Below are 19,084 nucleotides of genomic sequence, written 5' to 3'. Positions count from 1 at the left end.
CCATGTCCTTCACTTCCACGAAGAAGGGCCAGTTCGCCTACTTCGACACCCAGCTCGGTCATCCGGACTGGTCCGGGCGCACAGTGCTGGACTTCGGCGGGAACGTCGGTGTGCTCCTGGAAGAGGCCGCGGGACGGATCCAGCCGTCGCTCTACTGGTGTGTGGACGTGGCGCGGGACGCGATCGAGGAGGGCAGGCGACGCAGGCCGGAAGCGCACTGGGTCCGCTACGACCGGTACAACCCGCAGTTCAACCCCGCGGGCATCCCCGGGCTCGCGCTGCCCGACCTGGGGACGCGTTTCGACTACGTACTCGCGTACTCCGTCTTCACCCACACACCGGACGACGAGACGGTTGAACTGGTGCGTGCGCTGCGGTCGATGCTGACCGACGACGGCCTGCTCGCGTTCACCTTCATCGCCCCGGGATGGGCGCCGCGGGGCGAGGGGCAGAAGTCCAATGTGCGGTGGCGGCTGAGCAGCCGTTCCCTGGGGAACACGGCGGAGCCGCCCCCGGTGCCGGCGCACTTGGAGCCCGTCGTCGAGCGGGCGGGCAAGGCGCCCAGGTGCACGGTCGTGGACGACACCCTGCTGCTCGACGAGCATGTCCCGAACGGCCCGTGCGGACGGTACGACGTCCTGTGGAGCCCTGACCACACCAGGTCGCTGTTCCCGGCCGCCGAGGTACGGCCCCCGGCGGCGCCGGAGCGGCAGCACTGCTGTCTGCTCGGCCCCGCGGACTGACACCGCCCGCCCCACGTGGGGCGGGCGGTGTCGGACGACCGGTGTGGAGGAAGGCGTCAGCGGCCGACGGTGTCGGTGTGCCAGATCGCCTTGTCCTTGTTGTAGATCACCACGTTCCCGTCGGCCTGGACGACGAGCTTGGCCTCCGCGTTGCCCGCGGTGCCGGAACTGAAGAGCTTCTTGTCCCTGTTCTGCGGATCGATGACGAAGAGCTCCCCGTCCTTGAACCACGCCTGCGCCTTCGGGCCGGCGGAGGTCTTCGCCGACCAGCGGACCTTGTTGTCCCCGCTGCCGATGACCTGAAGGTCGCCCTTCTCCGTCAGGAAGAGCCGCACCGTGCCCGAGTCGACGGTGTCCCGCTCGGTGTTGTCGAAGCTGTCGGAGGTGAACACCGTGTTCCCGTGGACCACCATGTTGGTGTTCATCCGGCCCTCTGCCAGCTGGTCGATGACCGAGATCGACGGCATGAAGGCGTACACCGCTCCCTCGGTCCGTACGAACTGGGAGAAGCTCAGCGGGACCGGCTCACCCTGGCCGTCCGGGCGTTCCCAGGACACCACCGTCTCCTCGCCCGCCACGGTGTCGGAGCCGGCGGGGTGCGGGCCGGGGTCGATCTGCTCGTGGTGGGTGTTGGGGTTGGGCCTGGGGAACGTCTCGTCGTTCATCCAGTCCCGCTGGATGAACTCGAACTGCCGGTAGAGGTCGGCCTGGTAGGAGACGAAGACCAGACCCCGGGGCCCGTCCGGGCCGTTGAGGGCCGAGGCCGACGGGTCGAACGGCAGCCCGTACGGAATGCCGCGGCGCATGATCCGGCGGTGGTTGAACTTCGTGTCCTCGACGAACTGGCCGGTCCTCGGGTCCTTGAAGCCGTCCCTGGGATTGGTCTTGCGCAGATGGGACCAGAGCGGGGTGACCTTTCCGTCGGGGTCGTCCCTGAACGAGATCAGGTTGTCGTTCGACGCCTCCGCGTTGTACGACATGTCGGCGTGCGGACACTTCGCCACGGGGGTCCCGGTGCGCCAGCGTCCGACGAGCCGGGCCGCCAGCCACTCGGTCGTCGCCTCCTGGGGCGCGGCCTTCGCCTCCTTCAGCACCTTCAGCTGGGCGGCCACGCCGGCCCACCAGCCGGGGACGTCCTGGGCCAGTCGGCGCACCACCTGGAAGGAGCCCTTATGCGCCCACTCCGGGTACGGCAGGGGGTGCGGGCGCTCCCGCTCCAGCCCTACGACGAACTCACCGGGGTTGATCAGGATGGTGCCGGGGTGGCCCTTCTCGTAGACCGCGTTCTTGGGGTCGGGCTCGTCGAGGTACTTGATCGCGGGCTCGCTGACGCCGTCCTTGAAACCGAAGTGCTCCCGACCCCGGCGGGGGCCTTCGAGGGTGGCGCCGTCCTGCTCGTAGACGGTCACGATCTTGGCGCGGGCGAGGTCCTGGCGTACGTCTCCCAGGGTGGCCCGCAGCACGTGCGGCTGGTCGGCGGCGACGGTGAGCACCGCGTGGACGCTGCCGCCGCCGAAGTTGCCGAAGAGCCAGTTCTGGGGAGCGTTCTGCCCTGTGTCACCCAGCTGCGCCGCGCGCTTGGCCGGCCCTTCCGCGAAGGCCTTCAGCGGTCCGTCGGTGCTGTTGTTGTCGATGCCGGGGAGCGGGTTGTTGCCGGTGAGGAACTGCAGACCGGCGAAGGTGAAGCTGATGCCGTACCACAGCGCGTTCAAATTCTGCGGGTCGTCGCCACCTGAGTACGAGCGGGCCCGGGAGAACTCCCTGTTGAACTTCGCCACCTGACCGGTGGTGGCGATGAGCGGCCGGAGTTGTTTCAGCCACGTACGCGTCAACTGCTGGTCCTCGAACCGGAGGAAGACCAGCTGCATGTGGTCCTTCTTGAACCCGGCGAGCACATCGCCCTGGATCTCGGTGTCCTCACGCAGGAACAGGTTTTGGGGACCGGTCGGATTTTTGGGGTCGGTCGGTGCTGTGTTCGTGTACATCCGTGTGCTTCCTCCGGGGAATTCGACAGCATCGTTTCGGTCTCCCGTTACCCCGTCTGAATCGATGAAACAGATGAGTCCGAGTCAAACATCCAAACAGCTTTGATATTCACTCCGATGGGGGAGCGCATGTCGGAGCGCGTTTCCTTCCTCATGCGCCGGTCATATGCGCCTCCATCACCTGAACTGGGGAGACGGAACTGGGTGCGTGGAGCGCGGGATCTCTGATATTTGTTGTTGGTTGGTGCAACGACTCGGTTCTCGGAAGGGATTCGGACGCCTCGCGGCCTGTGTTCTGGGCAGGTGAAGTCCTGGATTTTCCTTTCTTCAAATTTCCATCCAAATTTTCCTCAGGTGGCTAGGAGACCCATGCCCCCACGAAAGATTTCCGCGGCCATTTCGGTATGCGCGCTGGTGTCCGCGCTGACCGTCACGGCAGGCTTGGCCGCGCCTTCCGCGTACACGCACGACGGTGCCCATCACGATGGGTCGGGCGCGGGCGAGGCCAAGAAGGGCCAGGTGCCCGAGAAGCAGGTCAAGAAGGAGATGAGAGCCGACGAGGCGGCCGTCCTGGGCGAGGAACACGCCAAGGAGCACGCCCGGCTCCGGGCGACGGCCAAAGCCCTGGGTGAGTACCCGCAGACGACCCGTACCGAGCGGCTGAAGAAGCTGACGGAGTCCCAGGCGGAGACCAACAAGCAGTACGCGCCCGACCGGTTCGGCCGGTTCACGGAGTACTTCCCCTCACCGGACTACGGCGACCACATCGCCATGCTGCCCACCGGCAAGGTGCTGCTCTTCTCCTTCGAGCCGATCGAGGACAACCCCCAGAAGGAGACCGCCCCCACCGACGTCATCGGCAAGGAGAACGCGGGCCGTGCCTATGTGTGGGACCCGGACAGGGGCACGGGGCGCGACGCGTTCAAGAGCGTTCCCCCGCCGATGGTGGTGATGCCGGACGGCAAGAACGAGGCGCGCCCCGCACCGTTCTTCTGTTCCGGCCACGCGTTCCTGCCCAACGGCATGGTGGGCGTGTTCGGCGGCAACCTCGGCGGCAACGGCGGCAGCGGCGCCAAGCTGTCACTCGTCTTCGACCCCTGGACCGAGACCTGGCACCGCAACCAGGACATGTCGGTCGGCCGGTGGTATCCCGGTGTCGTGGAGGGTGCCGACGGCCGGCTGCTCATCATGTCGGGCCAGTCGGAGATCGGCTGGGGCACCCCCACACCCGTCGTCGAGCGTTTCCCCGCCAAGGCGCACCCGGTGCCGTGGCAGAAGGGCGACGTCCCGGTGAACGTACCGGTCGACAGGTTCCGTGCCCAGGCGCCCTTCACCAGGGACTACCCACACCTGTTCTCGCTGCGCGACGGCAAGATCTACGGCCTCGGCCGGATGGCCAACGAGCAGTACGTCTTCGACCTGGAGACGGAGTCGCGGGCGAAGCTGCCGGACCGGCCCAACATCCCCTGCAAGGACGCGAGGGACGGCAACGGCGAGGGCTGCAATCCGGAGCGCATCAACGGCTCCGCGGTGGCGCTGCCCAACGGCTTCCAGGGCCCGGACTCGGTGCTGATCCTCGGCGGCAACCGGGACGACGCGAACACCTACGAACTGGTCAAGGGGGCGAGCTGGACCAAACGCGAGCCGCGGGCCTTCGGCCGGTCGAACGACAACACCGTGATCCTGCCGGACGGCAAGCTGTTCACGGTCAACGGCTCCTTCCACATCCGTAACTACGGCAACGGCATGTACAACCCGAACGCCCTGCCGAAGTACCGCCACACCGAGGCGCGCGACGTGGACGGCAACTGGAAGCTCGGCCCGGCCCAGCGGCTGCCGCGCGGTTACCACTCCAACGCGGTGCTCATGCCCGACGGACGGATCCTGGTCACCGGGGACGAGGCTCAGCAGATCGCCAATGACCCGGACATCAAGGACGACATGCACGGCAGCATCGAGATGTTCGAGCCGTGGTACATGCACGTCGGCAACCGGCCCCAGCTCAACCGGGTCCCGGCCGGTGCGCTGCACTACGACTCCACCTTCTCCGTGCAGACCTCCACGCCGAGGAGCGTCGACAAGGCCGTCCTGGTGGCGCCGTCGACCATCACACACTCGACGAACCCCAACCAGCGCCACCTCCAGGTGAAGATCAACGACCGTGCCGGCAACAGGCTCAGCCTGCACACCCCGGCAACGGCCGCTGACGCCCCGCCCGGCTGGTACATGCTGTTCCTGCTGGACGAGCGGGGCGTGCCGAGCACCGCGAAATGGGTGAAGCTGGAGCCCGGCACGAACTAGCCGGACAGGCACTGCCGCATCCCTGACCCACCGAACCGCTCTCCCGAGGGCCCCGCCGTAGCTACGGCGGGGCCCCCGGCCCCGGTGTCAGCCCCTCAGATGTCCCGGAAGAGACCAGCGAGCCCCGTGACCTGCCACGTTTGATGGGAATGAGCTGCTGACCTGGGCGAATCTCCTTTCGTGTGTTTCACGCTCGCGCCCCTTGATGCAGCTGGAAGTCCCAGAAAAGTCCCAGGAGGCTCCCACCGCCCGCTGTCCCTCTTTCGGCTCTGTGCAGTGTGTGGGGGTGCCCTGTGGGCAGCGGGCGGCGCCGGGCAATGCGCATAGAGAAGGTCAGCTTCGGCGCTCGTGGGTTGGAGTTGTTCCTTGCCGAGGGCTCACATCCCACCTTGCGGAGCCGACGGCCGAAGGCGGACGCATCGGTGATCCCGGTGGCCCCCGGAGAACGAAGGGCTCTCTGTATTGCCTCCCCGTCATCCAATGGCGTCCGTCGGCTTCTGCGGTGTTGACCACGCCCCCCGGCGGTGGATGCGCACGGAGCTGGGCGAGCAGGAAGGGCAGGGGGGCCGGACTTCGGGGAGCAGCCCCAGATGCCAGTGCCCCGTCCGAGGCTTGGTTCAGACATCAAGTAGCCGCAAGGAGACCCCGGCGTCGGTCACCGTCTTTGTCGCAGGAATGCTGCCCGGTGCCGGAGCGGTGCGTCAGAGCAGTGACTTCGAGGCGTAGACGACGCCGAGGCTGGCGGCGAGTGCGCCGAGCAGCAGGCGCAGGGCGGTTTCCGGCAGGTGGGGTTGGAGGTGTGCGCCGAGGTAGCCGCCGATCAGTCCGCCGAGGCCGCAGGCCAGGCCGAGGCACCAGTCGGGGGTGACGCCGTCGGCGCCGGTCAAGGACAGCAGGGTGAATGCCGCGGCGCCGGCGAGGGAGGTGACGAAGGCGGAGGCGAGTGCGGCCGGGGCGACCTTGGCGACAGGCATGCCCCGGCCGACCAGGACGGGGCCGAGGATGGAACCGCCACCGATCCCGTAGATCCCGCCGACGATTCCGACGGTCAGGGCCAGGCCGGTGATGGTGCGGGGTGAGGGTTCCGCTGTCGGTTGGGGCCGGCCGGGGGAGAGGGTGCGGGTGATGAGCCACAGACCCAGTGGCATCAGCAGGCCGGCGACCAGGAGGCGGAAGACGGCTGGCCCCGGCACGGCGAAGACCCGCACGACGGCGCCGATGACCACGCCGGGCAGGGTGCCGGCCACCAGGCGGCGGGTCAGAGGGCTGTACAGCAGGCCCGTACGGCGGTAGAGCAGCAGTGCGCCCGGTCCGGCCACCACGTTGAACTCCTCAGGCAGCACTACCTGACGTCACCGCACCACAGGTGACCTGATACCCCGTCATCTTGTGGGCTCCTCCACGTCCTCGAGGAGGAGCCCACAGGCTGTCCGACTGGCGCCGCCACCAGGCAATTGCCTACACGAGATGCGACAGGGCCGTCAGGTCGACGCATCCGGGCGCTTGAGCATCAGCCCGGCACGGTGCGCGATGTGGACGATCTCGCCGCGCTCATTGATCCCACGGTGCTCGAAGTAGACGATGCCGGAGTCGGTGCGGCTGCGGGACTCCCGTTTGTCCAGGATGGTGCTCTCGGCCCGCAGCGTATCCCCGTGGAACACCGGCTTGGGGAAGTCGAATTTGGTGTATCCCAGGTTGCCCAGCGTGGTACGCAGGGTGAGGTCGTGCACGATCATGCCGCCGATGAGGCCGGCCGTGTAGAGGCTGGGTACCAGCCTGCGCTTGTGGATGGTGCCCTGCATGTAGTGCTCGTCCAGGTGAATCGGCGCCGGGTTCATCGTCAGCGAGGTGTACAGGATCGTGTCGGTCTCGGTGACCGTCCGCGTCCACTCGTGGCGGTATTCCTTGCCGATCTCAAAGTCCTCGAAGTACAGGCCGGTCATGGTTTCTCCAGGAGTCGTGCGAATAAGGGGCTGGATCTCAAAGGCTGCCGTTGAGCTCGGCCAGCGAGTCGACCCGGGCCAGCCACTCCTCGGCCTTGTCGGCGTGGGCCTTGTCCACGTGGATGTCCCCGTACATCACCGCGCCGTCGCCCCGCGCCTCGGCCGCGGTGTAGGTCTCCAGCAGCCCGCGGTAGAAGTCGATGGCGGCGGCGTCCGGGGTGAACACCTCGTTGACCACCGGCACGTGCGAGGGGTGCAGCACGATCTGGCCGCGGAAGCCCATCCGGCGCCCTCGGACGGTGAATTCGCGCAGGCCCTCGAGGTCGTGGATGCGTTCCCACAGCGCGGTGAGCGGATGTCTGTCGGCGGCACGCGTGGCGAGGAGGATCCGGGTCCGGTGGTAGAGCGACTCCAGGCCCTCCGGGGTCCACTCGTAGCCGACAGCCTTGGCGATGTCCGCGTGTTCCGCGGTCGGCCCGATCATCGCGCCGACCCGCCTGGACGCCGCCGCGATCTCGGCGCAGTTCTGGATGCCGTGCACGGTCTCCACCGGGATGATGTACTCGACGCCGCGCACGCCGGCCCGGGCCTCGAAGTGGTCGAGCAGGGTGTCGTAGCGGATCACGTCGGTGGCGGTGTTCACCTTGGGCGCGAACACACCGGTGAGGCCGGGCTTGACGGTGGCCTCCAGGTCCAGGCCGGTCAGGCCGGTGGCCAGCGAGTTGGGCCGGACGAACAGCCCCATCGCTGGGTGGCTCGCAGCGATCCGGGCGATGGCGGCCTCGACCTCGTCACGCGCCCCCGCCTTGAGATGGGCGGGGACCGAGTCCTCCAGGTCGAAGCAGACGGCGTCGGCACCGGAGTCCGCGGCCTTGTCGAACCAGGACGTCTTGTGCGCGGGCACGAAAAGCACAGTGCGGTACGGCTTCACGGGGGTTGCTCCAGGATGTCTCAGTAGCTGCGGGGGAGTCCGAGCACGTGCTCGGCGAGGTAGTTGAGCACCATCTCCTGGCTGATCGGCGCGATGCGCTTCAGCCGGGCCTCGCGGAAGTACCGCTCGACGTGGAACTCCTTGCCGAAGCCGTATCCGCCGTGCGTCTGCAGTGCCACATCGGCGGCGTTGAAGGCCGCGTCCGCCGCGAGATACTTGCCCATGTTGGCCTCTCGCCCGCACGGCCGGCCGGCGTCCAGCAGCCAGGCCGCCTTGTTCACCATCAGCTCCGCGGCGTCCAGCCGCATCAGTGCCTCGGCGATCGGGAACGCCACGCCCTGGTTCTTGCCGATGGGCCGGCCGAAGACCTCGCGGTCCTTGGCGTACGCGGTGGCACGGCGGATCGCCGCGCGGCCGATGCCCAGGGCGGCGTTGGAGGCGATGATCCGCTCGGCGTTGAGACCCGCGAGAATCGCCTTGAAGCCCTGGCCCTCGACACCGACGACATCCTCATCGGCCACGAACAAGTCGTCGATGAACACCTCGTTGGTGTTCACGGCGTTGCGGCCCAGCTTGGGAATCTCCCGGATCTCCACGTGGTCCGGGTCCATCTCGGCGAACAACAACGTCATGCCGTCGGTGCGCTTGGTCACCTCGGAACGCTTCTTGGTGCGGCACAGCAGCAACATCCGTTCGGCCTGCTGGGCCTTGGTGATCCACACCTTCTTGCCGGACACCCGGTAGCCGCCGGGCACCTTGCGGGCGAAGGTGGTGATCCCGGTCGTGTCGGTGCCGGCGTCCGGCTCTGTCACCGCGAAGCAGATGTGCAGGTCACCGGACGGGACTCGGGGCAGGAAGCGGCGCTTGAGGTCCTCCGAACCGTGCCGGATGATCGGGTCGAGGCCGAAGATCCCGATGTGGACGGCGCTGCAGGCGTTCATTCCGCCGCCGGAGGCGGAGATCTCCTGCTCCACGATGGCCGCCTCGGTGACACCGAGCCCGCCACCGCCGTATTCCTCGGGAATGGTGATGCCGAGCCAGCCGGCCTCGGCGACCGCGTTGTAGAAGGTCCAGGGGAACTCGTGGTTGTTGTCGTGTTCCATCCAGTACTGGTCGTCGAACGGCTTCATCATCTCGCGGACCGCCTGGCGGATTTCCTCGTGCAGGGGACTGGTGCTGAAGTCCACGGTTTGTCTCGATTCGGTCTGGTGGGTCGGCGATCAGGAGTCCCTGGCGAGGGTGTCCGCGGTGACGCCCTTGTCGCGGAGCCGTGCCTTCTGGATCTTCTGTGACGGGGACTTCGGCAGTTCGGCGCAGAACCGGATGAAGCGCGGAACGGCGAACTTCGGCAGCGTCCTGTCGCACCAGGCCCAGAGGTCCTTGGCGGTCGCGTCCGCCCCCTCGGCGAGCACGACGCAGGCCATCACCTCGTCCTCGCCGGCGTCGACGGCGGCCGGCACGCCGATGACCGCGCACTCCAGCACCTCGTCGTGGCCGAGGATGGCCTGCTCCACCTCGTAGGAGCTGATGTTCTCGCCGCGGCGGCGCAGGGCGTCCTTGAACCGGTCGACGAAGTAGTACCAGCCGTCCTCGTCACGCCTCATCGCGTCGCCGGTGTGGAACCACAGGTTGCGCCACGCCTGCGTGGTCTTCTCGGGCATGTTGTAGTAGCCCATGCCGGCCGTCCACGGGTGCCGTGGGCGCACCACGAGCTCGCCGAGCTCGCCGACAGCGACCTCCATGTCCGTCTCGGGGTGGACCAGGCGCACGTCGAACCAGTCGGCGACCTTCAGCCCGACCGCCCCGGCCGGGCGCGGCACACCGTAGGGGGTCATGAAGGGCATGGAGGTCTCGGTGAGGCCGAACGCCTCGACGAACGCCTCGATGCCATACCGCTCCTGGAACTGCTCCACGATGGAGAAGGCGGTCGGTGCCGCATACACGCAGCGCAGGTGGTTGTCCCCGTCGTCGGGCCGGGGCGGCTGCTTCCAGACGAAGTCCATCATCACGCCGATGAAGTTGGTGACCGTCACGTCGTAGTCACGGACGTGGTCGATCCACCGGCTCGCGCTGAACTTCCGCCGCGTCACGAAGCGTGCGCCCGCGACGAGTGCCGGGTACGCGGCGAGGAACTGGGCGTTGCCGTGGAACAGCGGGGTGAGCGACAGGTAGGTGTCGTCGGTGGTGAGCCGGGTGAGGTTGACGTCCTGCTGGGCGAAGAAGTACATCTGCGCGTGCGGCATGGCCACGCCCTTGGAGGGGCCTGTGGTGCCCGAAGTGAAGAAGATCGACGCCAGGTCCTGCGCCCGGACTGCCGGGAACGGCCGGGGGTCGGCCACCGCGCGGTCCAGTTCGGGCCATGGGGAGGCGCTGCGGCCGAGGGCGGTCAGCACGGACAGCGCTTCGTCGAGGTGCCCGGTGTCGATCACCCAGAAGTGTTCGACGTCCGGGCAGGCCGCCGCGACGCCACCGCCGCCGAACCGGACGGCGTACATGTCGTCGATCACCGCCCACCGGGGGGTCGAGACCCGGAGCTGGTGGGCCAGGAACTCATGCTCGTAGGCGGTGTTGAGCGGCACCTCGACCAGGCCGGCCAGCGCCGAGCCGAACCAGGACCGGATCAGTTCGGAGGAGTTGCCCGCCATGATGACCACGCGGTCACCCGGGTGGGCGCCGTGCCCCAGGAAGTTCTGGGCGACGCGTTCGGCCGCGCCGAGGATCGCGGAGTAGGTCCAGCTCCCCGGTTCATCGATGACATCGAGGAACACCCGGTCCGGGGTGCGTTCCGCGTGGTGGCGGAGGACCGCGCCGAGGTGCCAGTCGGTCCAGCAGGGAAAGTTCAGGGCGAAGTCGCGGTACGTCCGCATCATTGGTCCCCCTCGGATCGGTCGCCCTCGTCCAGCCGGAACCGGGCGGGCCGTTTCTCCAGGAAGGCGTTGGCGCCTTCGATCATGTCGGCGCTCCCCACGGCCTGGACGAGCATGCCGATGCCGTTGCTGAAGGAGTCGCGCGCGGAGTTCCACCAGAGGTTCGAACTGATCTTGGTGATCTCCAGGTACCTGGGGCTCAGCCGGCCCAGCTCGGCGCACCACGCGTCCACCTCGTCGGTCAGTGCGTCGTCCGGGACGACCGCGTTGACCAGTCCCATCTGCAGCGCCTGCGCCGCGGTGTAGCGCCGGCAGAGCATGGCCAGCTCCTTCGCCCGCTTCTCGCCGATCTGCACCCCCATCACGTTGGTGGCGCCGGTGACCGGTGCGGATCCGACGCGTGGCCCGGTCTGACCGAAGGTGGCCGACTCGGCGGAGATGGCGAGGTCGCAGGCGACGACCAGCTCGTTGCCGCCCCCGGCTGCGGCGCCGTTGACGGCCGCGATCACCGGTCGCGGACAGGACCGGATGGCGTCGAACATGCGCAGCGACGCGCGATACAGCCGGCGCATCCCGCGCGTGGTGGGTGTGCTCAGTCCCGTGAGCGCTCCGCCCGCGCAGAAGGCGCCGGGGGATCCGGTCAGTACGACCGCGCGCACGTCCTGGCTGTGTTCCAGGGCGACGGCGACCTGCTCCGCCATCACCTCGTCGTAGGCGTTGCGCCGAGCCGGGTTGTCCAGGGTGATCCACCGTGCGTCCGCGCGGTCCTCGATGAGTGCCCGTCCTTGCGTTCTCGTCACGATCACTATGATATTCATGCGTATGAATTTCCGTCAAGATGGGCTGAGATTTGCGCGATTCTTGCTGGTCAGGACGATTTATGCTAATGATTAGACGACTTCACGATGGAGGAGAACATGTGACCGGGACCGTGTTCAAGACTGCGTTCACCGATCTGTTCGGTGTACGCCACCCGCTGATGTGCGGAGGGATGACCGGTGTGGGTACCGCTGAACTCATCGCCGCCGTCTCCGAGGCCGGCGCGCTGGGCTTTCTCACCGCGCTCACCCAGCCCACCCCCGAGGCCCTGGCGGCCGAGATCGCGCGCTGCCGGGAGTTGACCGATCAGCCGTTCGGGGTCAACCTCACCCTGCTGCCCACCGTGCGTCCGGTGCCCTACGACGAGTACCGCGACGCGATCATCAGCTCGGGTGTCCGCATCGTCGAGACGGCGGGCAGCAGTCCCGCGCCGCACCTGCCGGCGTTCCAGGCCGCCGGGGTGAAGGTGATCCACAAGGCGGTCACCGTGCGGCACGCGCTCAAGGCGCAGAACCTGGGCGTCGACGCGGTCGCCATCGACGGTTTCGAGTGCGCCGGCCATCCCGGTGAGGACGACGTCCCCGGACTGATCCTGATCCCTGTCGCGGCGAAGCGGCTGACCATTCCGATGGTCGCCAGTGGTGGCCTCGCGACGGGCACGGGCCTGGTGGCGGCCCTCGCGCTCGGCGCGTCGGCGGTGAGCATGGGCACGCGGTTCGTGGCGACCGCCGAGGCTCCGGTGCATGAGAATGTGAAGCGGCAGATCGTGGCGAACGACGAGCGGTCCACCGTGCTGGTGTTCCGCAGGTTCGGCAACACCGCCCGCGTGGTGCGCAACGCGGTCAGCGAGGAGATACGGCACATCGAATCGCTGCCGGACGCCACCTTCGACGACATCGCCGACCTCGCGTCCGGCGCACGTGGCCGGGCGCGTGTGCTTGCCGCCGGCCATGTGGAGGACGGCATGTGGTGGGCGGGCCAGAGCCAGGGACTCATCGACGACGTGCCGACAGTGGCCGAGCTCGTCGACCGGGTGATCGGCGAGGCGGTCGAGACCATCACCAAGCGGCTGGCCGACGCGGTCAGAAGCTGAATCGCCGCGGGCCGAGCCTGGCTGTCGGCCCGCGGCGCGGCGCGGCGTCCCGGCCGGTGGCGGCTCCGGCGCGTCGTCCGATCCCGGTGACGACCACCGCTCGCGGCGAAACCATCCAGACGAACCGCGGGGAACCGGGCGCCGACGTCGCGGCGCCGACGCAGACGAGTATCCGCGCGGGAGGTCACCGTCGCGCGATGCGACAAGGGCCCGGAGGCCTTGCCTCCGGGCCCTCAGCCGTACTCCGCGGGGCAGAGACCGACCGGACGGAAGCCGGCGCGGGCGGTGACCCGCCCGCGCCGGACGCACGCACCGCGCCTACGTCGCGCCAATTGATACGGATCTCACGAGGCGGACGTCACGAAGCCGTCGTACTCGTCGCGGGCGACCTGGTCACAGATCTCCCGATAACGGCCGACCCCGCCGATGTAGGGCATGAACACCCGAGGCTTGCCGGGAACGTTGGCGCCGAGATACCACGAGTTGCCCGTGGGGTACAAGGTCGCGCCGGCCACCTCGTTGACGTGCTCCACCCAGGCGTCCTCCTTGTCGAGGGACGGCTCTGCGCGGGCCAGTTCGTTCTTGTACAGGTACGCGATGAACTCGGTGACCCATTCGACGTGTTGCTCGATGGAGACGAGCATGTTGCTGAGCACGGACGGACTGCCGGGTCCGGTGATGAAGAACAGGTTCGGGAAACCGGCCGTCGACAGTCCGAGGTAGGTGCGCGGTCCTGCGGCCCAGCGCTCGCGGAGGCTGACCCCGCCGGCCCCGCGGAAGTCGACCTTGAGCAGAGCACCCGTCATGGCGTCGAACCCGGTCGCGAGTACCAGGCAGTCGAGCTCGTAGTGCCCTTCGGTGGTGCGGACTCCGGTGGGTGTGATCCGCTCGATGGGCGTGTACAGGACATCGACCAGGTGCACGTTCGGCCGGTTGAAAGTGCTGAAGTAGTCGATCTCGAGCACGAGCCGCTTGGCGCCGAACGGGTAGCTCTGCGGGCAGAGCGCGTCGGCGACGGACTGGTCCTCGACCAGCTCGTGGATCTTGCCATGGACGAACGCGGCCACCTTCTCGTTGGCCGTGCGGTCGGTGAGCAGGTCCCGGTAGGACGCGAGGATGTCCGGACCACCCTGCTGCCAATGCGCCTCGAGCCGGCTTCGCAGCTCGACGGGATCGGCCTCCAGGGCCGACTCCCGTCCGATCACGCGGTGGGTCCCGCCCGGGTGGCGGCGCGCCGCTTCCCGGAACTCCCCGAACCGGGCCTTGACATCGGCCACGTACTCGGTGTCCAGCGGATGGTTGCGCGCCGGGACCACGTAATGCGGGGTGCGCTGGAAGACTGTCAGATCATCGGCCTGGCGGGCGATCTGGGGGATGCATTGCACACCGGACGATCCGGTGCCGATCACGCCCACCCGTTTGCCGGTGAAGTCGACGCCCGCCTGCGGCCAGTCCCCGGTGTGCCGTAGCTCGCCGGTGAACTCCTCCAGCCCGGAGATCTCGGGCAGCTTGGCGACAGAGAGCATGCCGGTGGCCATGATCACGTAGCGTGCCGTGATCCGGTCACCGTGGTCGGTCACGACGTGCCAGGTGTTGGCCTGCTCGTCGAACGACGCGGACGTGACCACCGTGTCGAAGGTGATGTCCCGTCTGAGGTCGAACGTGTCCGCGACGTGGTTGATGTAGGCGAGGATCTCGGGCTGGGCCGGGTACCGCTCCGTCCAGTTCCACTCCTGCACCAGTTCGTCGGAGAACGAGTAGCAGTAGTCGAGGCTCTCGATGTCACAGCGGGCCCCCGGATAGCGGTTGTGGAACCAGGTGCCCCCCACGTCGCCGGCGGCCTCGACGACCCGCGCCACGCGACCCTGCTGCCGTAGCCGGTAGAGGGCGTAGAGCCCGGAGAATCCCGCGCCGACGACCAAGACGTCGACGACGCTCGCATCGTCATTCATGCTCCTGTCCCGCCCTTCCGAGTGCCGGTTTTTCATCATCGGGTGCCGCGCCAGGCCGACGTGCCGCCGTCGACGGGGTGGACACCGCCGGTGATGAAGGACGCGTCGTCCGAGGCGAGGAAGCAGGCGAACTTCGCCACCTCTTCGGGCCGGCCCGGACGCGGTAGGAGGTGGGCGCCGGTCAACATCCGCACGGCCGCCTCCTCGTCCGGGGCCGCCTCGATGAAGCCCCGGGCCATGGGAGTGTCGATCGAGCCGGGGCAGTAGACGTTGCAGCGGACGTCCGGGGCCAGGTCGATCGCGGTGACCCGGGTCAACTGGATCAGGCCGCCCTTGCTCGAGCAGTAGGCGGGCGCCGCCGGGTAGCCGGTCAGTCCGGAGACCGACCCCGCGTTGACGATCGACGGGCCACGTCCGGATGCGCGCAGGTGCCGGGCAGCCGCCTTCGTGGCAAGCCATACCGCCTTCAGGTTCACACCCATGACGGCGTCCCAGACCTCCTCCGCGAGCGTGTCCACCGTGGACTGCGAGGTCAGTGCCGCCTCAAGGATTCCGGCGTTGTTCACCAGGGTGTCAAGGCCCCCGGCGCACTCGACCGCGGTCGCGACCATGCGCTCGATGGACGCGCCGTCCCGCAGGTCGACCTCGGCGAAGGCGGCCTTCGCGCCGGCCTCGGCGACCAGCTCGACCGTCTCCCGCCCACTCTCGCGGTTCCGGTCGGCGACGATGACCGCTTCTGCTCCCTGGCGGGCGGCCTCGACCGCGATCGCGCGTCCCATGCCCTGTCCGGCGCCCGTCACGAGCAGCCGCTTGCCGTCCAACATCCCGTTCTCCTCTACCGGCTGAGATAGCCGCCATCAATGGGAAAGAAGGCGCCGGTGACGAATCCGGCTTCCGGTCCGCACAGCCATACGGCCAGCGCCGCGATGTCGTCCGGCTTGCCCAGCCGCCCCACCGGGTGCAGCCCCGCCAGCCGGGCGAGCCCCTCGTCGTCGTTGCGGTCCTCCAGCAAAGGCGTGCGGACGAAGCCGGGGCCGACGGCGTTGACCCGGATCCCGTCCTCGGCATGGGCCAGCGCGGCACTGCGCGTGAGCCCGACGACGCCATGCTTGGCGGCGGTGTAGGCCGGGGCCAGGGGAGCGCCGACTGCGGCGAACACGCTGGCGATGTTGACGATGTTGCCGCCGGACTCGCGCATGGCACGCACCTCGGCCCGCACGCAGTGAAAGACGCCGTCGAGGTTGACCGACAGCACGCGCCGCCAGTCCTGTGTGGAGTACTCGGCGACGGGCTGCGGTGGGCCGGCGACCCCCGCGCTGTTCACCGCCGCCGCCAGCCGGCCCTCGGTGCGTACGACCGTGCCCACCAGGTCGTCCACCGCGTCCGCGTCGGCGCAGTCGACCACGGCGGCGACCCCACCGACGTCCGCGGCGACGGTCTTGGCCGCGGCCTCGTCGATGTCCGCGACCGTCACGCGGTACCCGGCCCGGGACAGGCGCCGGCAGCAGGCGGCGCCGATACCCGATCCGCCGCCCGTGACCAGCGCCACCGGCGGCCGGCCGCTCATGACCGCCGTCCCGCCTCGAGGATTCCGGCGGGCTCCTCGTGGTCACCGCGGGCGAATGCCGACGGGCCACTCGCGTAGGTGATGCCGCCGTCGATCAGGTGGACGCTTCCGGTGACGAACGCCGCCTCGTCGCTGGCCAGATAGAGGGCGGCGGCCGCGATGTCCTCCGGCATCCCGGGGCGCTCGCCGCCGGCGCTCAACGCCTCGGTCACCCTGGCCAGGTCGGTCGGGTCGTTCAGCACCAGGTCCGCCGTCATGGCGCTGACCACGGCGCCCGGCGCGATGGCGTTGACCCGGATGCCGTGGTGCCGCAGTTCGGCCGCGACCGACCGGGTCAGACCGATCACTCCGGCCTTCGCCGCGCTGTAGGCGTGCGGGCCCAGCCCGCCGTGCATCCCGCCGGGGCTCGCCGTGGAGAGGATCACCCCCGACCGCCGGGGGATCATCACCCGCGCCGCGTGCTTCGTACCGAGGAACGTCCCGCGGAGGATGACGGAGAACGTGCGGTCGACGTCGCTCATCCGGCACTTGGCGATCGAGCCGATCGCGCCGATGATCCCCGCGTTGTTGAACATGACGTCCAGCCGCCCGAACTCCTCGGCGGCGTAGTCCACAAGAGCCGCGACATCGTCCTCGTCCGCGACATCGGTCCTGACGAACCGGGCGGCCTCGCCGAGCTCGTCGACCAGCGCCTTGCCGGCGTCTTCCTGGAGGTCGGCGACAACGACCCGCGCGCCCTCGGCGACGAAGCGCCGGGCGGTGCCGGCGCCGATGCCGCTGGCACCGCCGGTCACGATCGCCACCTTGCCCTCGATGCGCCCGGTCACGGCTTCGCCCATCCCTCACGGACATCCGCCGCGACGTCGACGGTGATCCGTTTCTCGCTGAACCGCGCCATGCCGTCCTCACCGATCCGCACCACGTCGGCGTAGCTGCCCCAGCCCAGCACGGATGCCTCACCGATCGCGGTGTAGAGGAAGTAGGAGTCGACGCGCACCTCGTCCGGGGCGGTGTGTGTCACGCGGGGATTGGCCATCAGGTGCTTCTTCACCGACGGGTCGACCACTTCGATGGCACTGTGGAAGAAAGCCATGACCGCCGCGTGGCCGGTGCAGGTGTCCGGGCCGGCGTGCAGCACGGCGTCCTCGGTGAACAGTCCGGCGAGTGCCTCGAAGTCCTTGCGGTCGAGGCAGAGAGCGTAGTGAGCGGTGAGTTCGCGTGCACGCTCCGCGGTCTCCAGCCGGTTCAGCCGCTCGGTGAGGGCCGCGACCTCACGATCGGTGAAGGTGGTCATCGGAATCCTTTCTGTCGGCTCTGTCGGCGCCCCGCTGCCGGCCGAGTGAGATGGCGCGTTCCGGGCAGGCACCCGTCGCCTGCCGCGCTTCGGCGAGGCGATCGGGCGGAACGACCATCGCGCCCCCGCGAAGGGTGACGAAGCCGTCCTCGTCATCGTGGAGGAGGTCGGGGGAAGTGGTGTAGCACCGGCCGTGCCCGGTGCACTTGGCGGGGTCGATCGACAGGATGAAAGTCACCGGTCCCACTCCAGCGGGAGGGACTTGAGACTGAGCTGGCCGCCACGCTCGGTCAGCGGCTCACCGTCGGCCAGCCGGTAGTCGGGTATGCGCCGGTGCCATTCACGCAGGGCGATCGCCATCTCCGACCTTGCCAGGTGCATCCCGATGCAGCGGTGCGGACCGGCGCCGAACGCGAGATGGCGGTTGAGCCCGGCGCGGTCCGGGTCGAACCGGTCCGGGTTGTCGTACACCCGCGGGTCACGGTTGGCCGAGGTGTTGCCGATCCACACCATGTCACCCTTCTTCATCGGCGCACCATGGAATTCGATGTCCCGGGTGACGAGACGACCGTTGCCCCCGATGATGAGTCCGTAGAGCCGGAGTGCCTCCTCGATGGCCTTGGGCCACAGCTCCGGCTCCCGGGTGATCCGACGGCGGTCGTCCGGGAAACGAGCGAGGTGGTACAGCAGGTAGCCGAGGCCGCTGCGGGTGGTGTCCAGGCCCGCGGTCATCAAGGTGAGGCAGATGGTGAGGACGTCCGCGCGGGGAATCAGTTCACCGTCGATCCGGGCCTCGAGCAGCCGTGACACGAGGTCGGTTCTGGGATCCTTGGGATGCCGGGCCCGGTCCTCCACGGCGTCGGCGAAGTAGGCCATGATGTTGGCCGCCGACTCCTCGGAGTGCCGCGCCGCCTGTTCGTCGGCACCGAAGAAGCCGCCGAAGATGCCCTCGACCCACGGTACGAACATCTCACCGTCGGACGTGGGAAGGCCCAGCAGCGCGAGGAACAGATCGGTGGGATACCGGATCGCGAACTCGGCCACGAAGTCGCACGAGCCCTTCTGGGCCACCTCGTCGATGAGGGCTGCCGCCCGCTCGTGCGCCATCGGTTCCACCCGCTTCACGGCGGCGGGGGAGAAGTACGGGTTGAGCACCTTGCGGAGCTTGCTGTGCTCCGGCTGGTCCAGCATGTTCGGCAGCAACTTGAGCGCCATCGACGGATCGAAGGCGTTGACCTGCTCGTTGCCGAAGGCATCGGGCATCTGGAGTGCTTCGAGCACGTGGTCGTAGCGCTGCACCATCCAGAAGCCGTGCGGCGTGGAGTCGTTCCACGCCACGGCGGCCTGCTCGCGCCCGCCGTCCAGGTGTCCGTAGTGCCACAGTACGGGCCGATCGACGCGGTAGTCCGTGTGATCGACAGGGCAGGTGCCGGTGTCCCGAGATGCTGTGGGCCGGCTGGGTGAAGTCCGCGCCATGGGTGCGCTCCTCCTCGTCGAGGTTGGGCACGACCCTAATAACCATGCACATAGTAATCAATGGTCTCGGCGTGATCGCATCGAAGGCGATGAATGAAATCAATGCGCATGAT

Annotated in this window: 16 protein-coding genes and 1 pseudogene; 3 read left to right on the top strand and 14 right to left on the bottom strand. The window is 68.5% G+C overall.

The annotated features are described in order from the left end of the window. The first annotated feature begins 2 nt into the window (after nt 1–2). The gene (locus I8N67_RS20760) at nt 3–743 is read left to right on the top strand and encodes a class I SAM-dependent methyltransferase (protein ID WP_200304662.1); all 741 of its coding nucleotides are present in this window, start codon (nt 3–5) and stop codon (nt 741–743) included. A gap of 56 nt (nt 744–799) precedes the next feature. Here the strand turns inward: I8N67_RS20760 and I8N67_RS20755 are convergent, their stop codons facing one another. Continuing rightward, entirely contained in the window at nt 800–2,728 is a 1,929-nt protein-coding gene (locus I8N67_RS20755) for a Dyp-type peroxidase (protein WP_234046009.1), read from the bottom strand. 441 nt (nt 2,729–3,169) lie between these two features. On the opposite strand from I8N67_RS20755, the gene I8N67_RS20750 reads away from it, so the two are divergent. Beyond that, nucleotides 3,170–5,029: a galactose oxidase early set domain-containing protein gene (locus I8N67_RS20750; RefSeq protein WP_234046008.1), complete on the top strand. Its 1,860-nt coding sequence runs from the start codon at nt 3,170–3,172 to the stop codon at nt 5,027–5,029. Between the two features lie 701 nt (nt 5,030–5,730). Here the strand turns inward: I8N67_RS20750 and I8N67_RS20745 are convergent. The 6 genes and pseudogenes from I8N67_RS20745 to I8N67_RS20720 form a co-directional block, all read right to left on the bottom strand. Beyond that, nucleotides 5,731–6,357 (bottom strand): annotated as a pseudogene (locus tag I8N67_RS20745) (TSUP family transporter); the annotation flags it as partial. 153 nt (nt 6,358–6,510) lie between these two features. After that, complete coding sequence (locus I8N67_RS20740; RefSeq protein WP_200304659.1) at nt 6,511–6,972, bottom strand: MaoC family dehydratase; 462 nt, start codon at nt 6,970–6,972, stop codon at nt 6,511–6,513. Nucleotides 6,973–7,009: 37 nt separating this feature from the next. Then, nucleotides 7,010–7,903 (bottom strand): HpcH/HpaI aldolase/citrate lyase family protein, encoded by an 894-nt coding sequence (locus tag I8N67_RS20735; RefSeq protein ID WP_200304658.1) that lies wholly within the window; start codon nt 7,901–7,903, stop codon nt 7,010–7,012. Between the two features lie 20 nt (nt 7,904–7,923). Continuing rightward, nucleotides 7,924–9,090 carry an acyl-CoA dehydrogenase family protein gene (locus tag I8N67_RS20730; RefSeq protein ID WP_307835299.1) on the bottom strand — a complete coding sequence of 389 codons (1,167 nt, stop codon included), beginning with the start codon at nt 9,088–9,090 and terminating at the stop codon, nt 7,924–7,926. A gap of 33 nt (nt 9,091–9,123) precedes the next feature. Continuing rightward, nucleotides 9,124–10,773 (bottom strand): AMP-binding protein, encoded by a 1,650-nt coding sequence (locus I8N67_RS20725; RefSeq protein ID WP_200304657.1) that lies wholly within the window; start codon nt 10,771–10,773, stop codon nt 9,124–9,126. Then, the gene (locus tag I8N67_RS20720) at nt 10,770–11,570 is read right to left on the bottom strand and encodes an enoyl-CoA hydratase/isomerase family protein (protein ID WP_307835298.1); all 801 of its coding nucleotides are present in this window, start codon (nt 11,568–11,570) and stop codon (nt 10,770–10,772) included. The genes I8N67_RS20725 and I8N67_RS20720 overlap by 4 nt, the downstream gene beginning before the upstream one ends. Nucleotides 11,571–11,689: 119 nt before the next feature. On the opposite strand from I8N67_RS20720, the gene I8N67_RS20715 reads away from it, so the two are divergent. Next, a complete protein-coding gene (locus tag I8N67_RS20715; RefSeq protein ID WP_307835297.1) occupies nt 11,690–12,682 on the top strand; it encodes an NAD(P)H-dependent flavin oxidoreductase in 993 nt (330 codons plus the stop codon). Nucleotides 12,683–13,026: 344 nt separating this feature from the next. On the opposite strand, the gene I8N67_RS20710 is transcribed toward I8N67_RS20715, so the two are convergent. The 7 genes from I8N67_RS20710 to I8N67_RS20680 are packed head-to-tail and all read right to left on the bottom strand — an operon-like array spanning nt 13,027 to nt 18,971. Further along, a complete protein-coding gene (locus tag I8N67_RS20710) occupies nt 13,027–14,634 on the bottom strand; it encodes a flavin-containing monooxygenase (protein ID WP_200304655.1) in 1,608 nt (535 codons plus the stop codon). 35 nt (nt 14,635–14,669) lie between these two features. Continuing rightward, the gene (locus tag I8N67_RS20705) at nt 14,670–15,458 is read right to left on the bottom strand and encodes an SDR family NAD(P)-dependent oxidoreductase (protein ID WP_200304654.1); all 789 of its coding nucleotides are present in this window, start codon (nt 15,456–15,458) and stop codon (nt 14,670–14,672) included. Nucleotides 15,459–15,469: 11 nt separating this feature from the next. Further along, complete coding sequence (locus tag I8N67_RS20700) at nt 15,470–16,201, bottom strand: SDR family NAD(P)-dependent oxidoreductase (RefSeq protein WP_200304653.1); 732 nt, start codon at nt 16,199–16,201, stop codon at nt 15,470–15,472. Continuing rightward, on the bottom strand, nt 16,198–17,028 hold the full coding sequence (locus tag I8N67_RS20695) for a glucose 1-dehydrogenase (protein WP_200304652.1): 831 nt from the start codon (nt 17,026–17,028) through the stop codon (nt 16,198–16,200). The genes I8N67_RS20700 and I8N67_RS20695 overlap by 4 nt, the downstream gene beginning before the upstream one ends. Beyond that, nucleotides 17,025–17,495 carry a nuclear transport factor 2 family protein gene (locus I8N67_RS20690; protein ID WP_200304651.1) on the bottom strand — a complete coding sequence of 157 codons (471 nt, stop codon included), beginning with the start codon at nt 17,493–17,495 and terminating at the stop codon, nt 17,025–17,027. Before I8N67_RS20690 ends, I8N67_RS20695 begins: the two co-directional genes overlap by 4 nt. Beyond that, a complete protein-coding gene (locus I8N67_RS20685; RefSeq protein WP_200304650.1) occupies nt 17,473–17,733 on the bottom strand; it encodes a ferredoxin in 261 nt (86 codons plus the stop codon). The genes I8N67_RS20690 and I8N67_RS20685 overlap by 23 nt, the downstream gene beginning before the upstream one ends. Next, a complete protein-coding gene (locus tag I8N67_RS20680; RefSeq protein ID WP_200304649.1) occupies nt 17,730–18,971 on the bottom strand; it encodes a cytochrome P450 in 1,242 nt (413 codons plus the stop codon). Before I8N67_RS20680 ends, I8N67_RS20685 begins: the two co-directional genes overlap by 4 nt. Nucleotides 18,972–19,084 lie beyond the last annotated feature (113 nt).

The organism is Streptomyces adelaidensis (assembly GCF_016598475.1).
Lineage (GTDB): Bacteria > Actinomycetota > Actinomycetes > Streptomycetales > Streptomycetaceae > Streptomyces > Streptomyces adelaidensis.
This window is presented reverse-complemented; position numbering and strand designations above follow the sequence as displayed.

Coding starts and splice junctions, on each gene's coding strand:
- I8N67_RS20760 (WP_200304662.1), top strand. CDS start 3: ATGTCCTTCACTTCCACGAAGAAGGGCCAGTTCGCCTACTTCGACACC.
- I8N67_RS20755 (WP_234046009.1), bottom strand. CDS start 2,728: ATGTACACGAACACAGCACCGACCGACCCCAAAAATCCGACCGGTCCC.
- I8N67_RS20740 (WP_200304659.1), bottom strand. CDS start 6,972: ATGACCGGCCTGTACTTCGAGGACTTTGAGATCGGCAAGGAATACCGC.
- I8N67_RS20725 (WP_200304657.1), bottom strand. CDS start 10,773: ATGATGCGGACGTACCGCGACTTCGCCCTGAACTTTCCCTGCTGGACC.
- I8N67_RS20710 (WP_200304655.1), bottom strand. CDS start 14,634: ATGAATGACGATGCGAGCGTCGTCGACGTCTTGGTCGTCGGCGCGGGA.
- I8N67_RS20705 (WP_200304654.1), bottom strand. CDS start 15,458: ATGTTGGACGGCAAGCGGCTGCTCGTGACGGGCGCCGGACAGGGCATG.
- I8N67_RS20700 (WP_200304653.1), bottom strand. CDS start 16,201: ATGAGCGGCCGGCCGCCGGTGGCGCTGGTCACGGGCGGCGGATCGGGT.
- I8N67_RS20690 (WP_200304651.1), bottom strand. CDS start 17,495: ATGACCACCTTCACCGATCGTGAGGTCGCGGCCCTCACCGAGCGGCTG.
- I8N67_RS20680 (WP_200304649.1), bottom strand. CDS start 18,971: ATGGCGCGGACTTCACCCAGCCGGCCCACAGCATCTCGGGACACCGGC.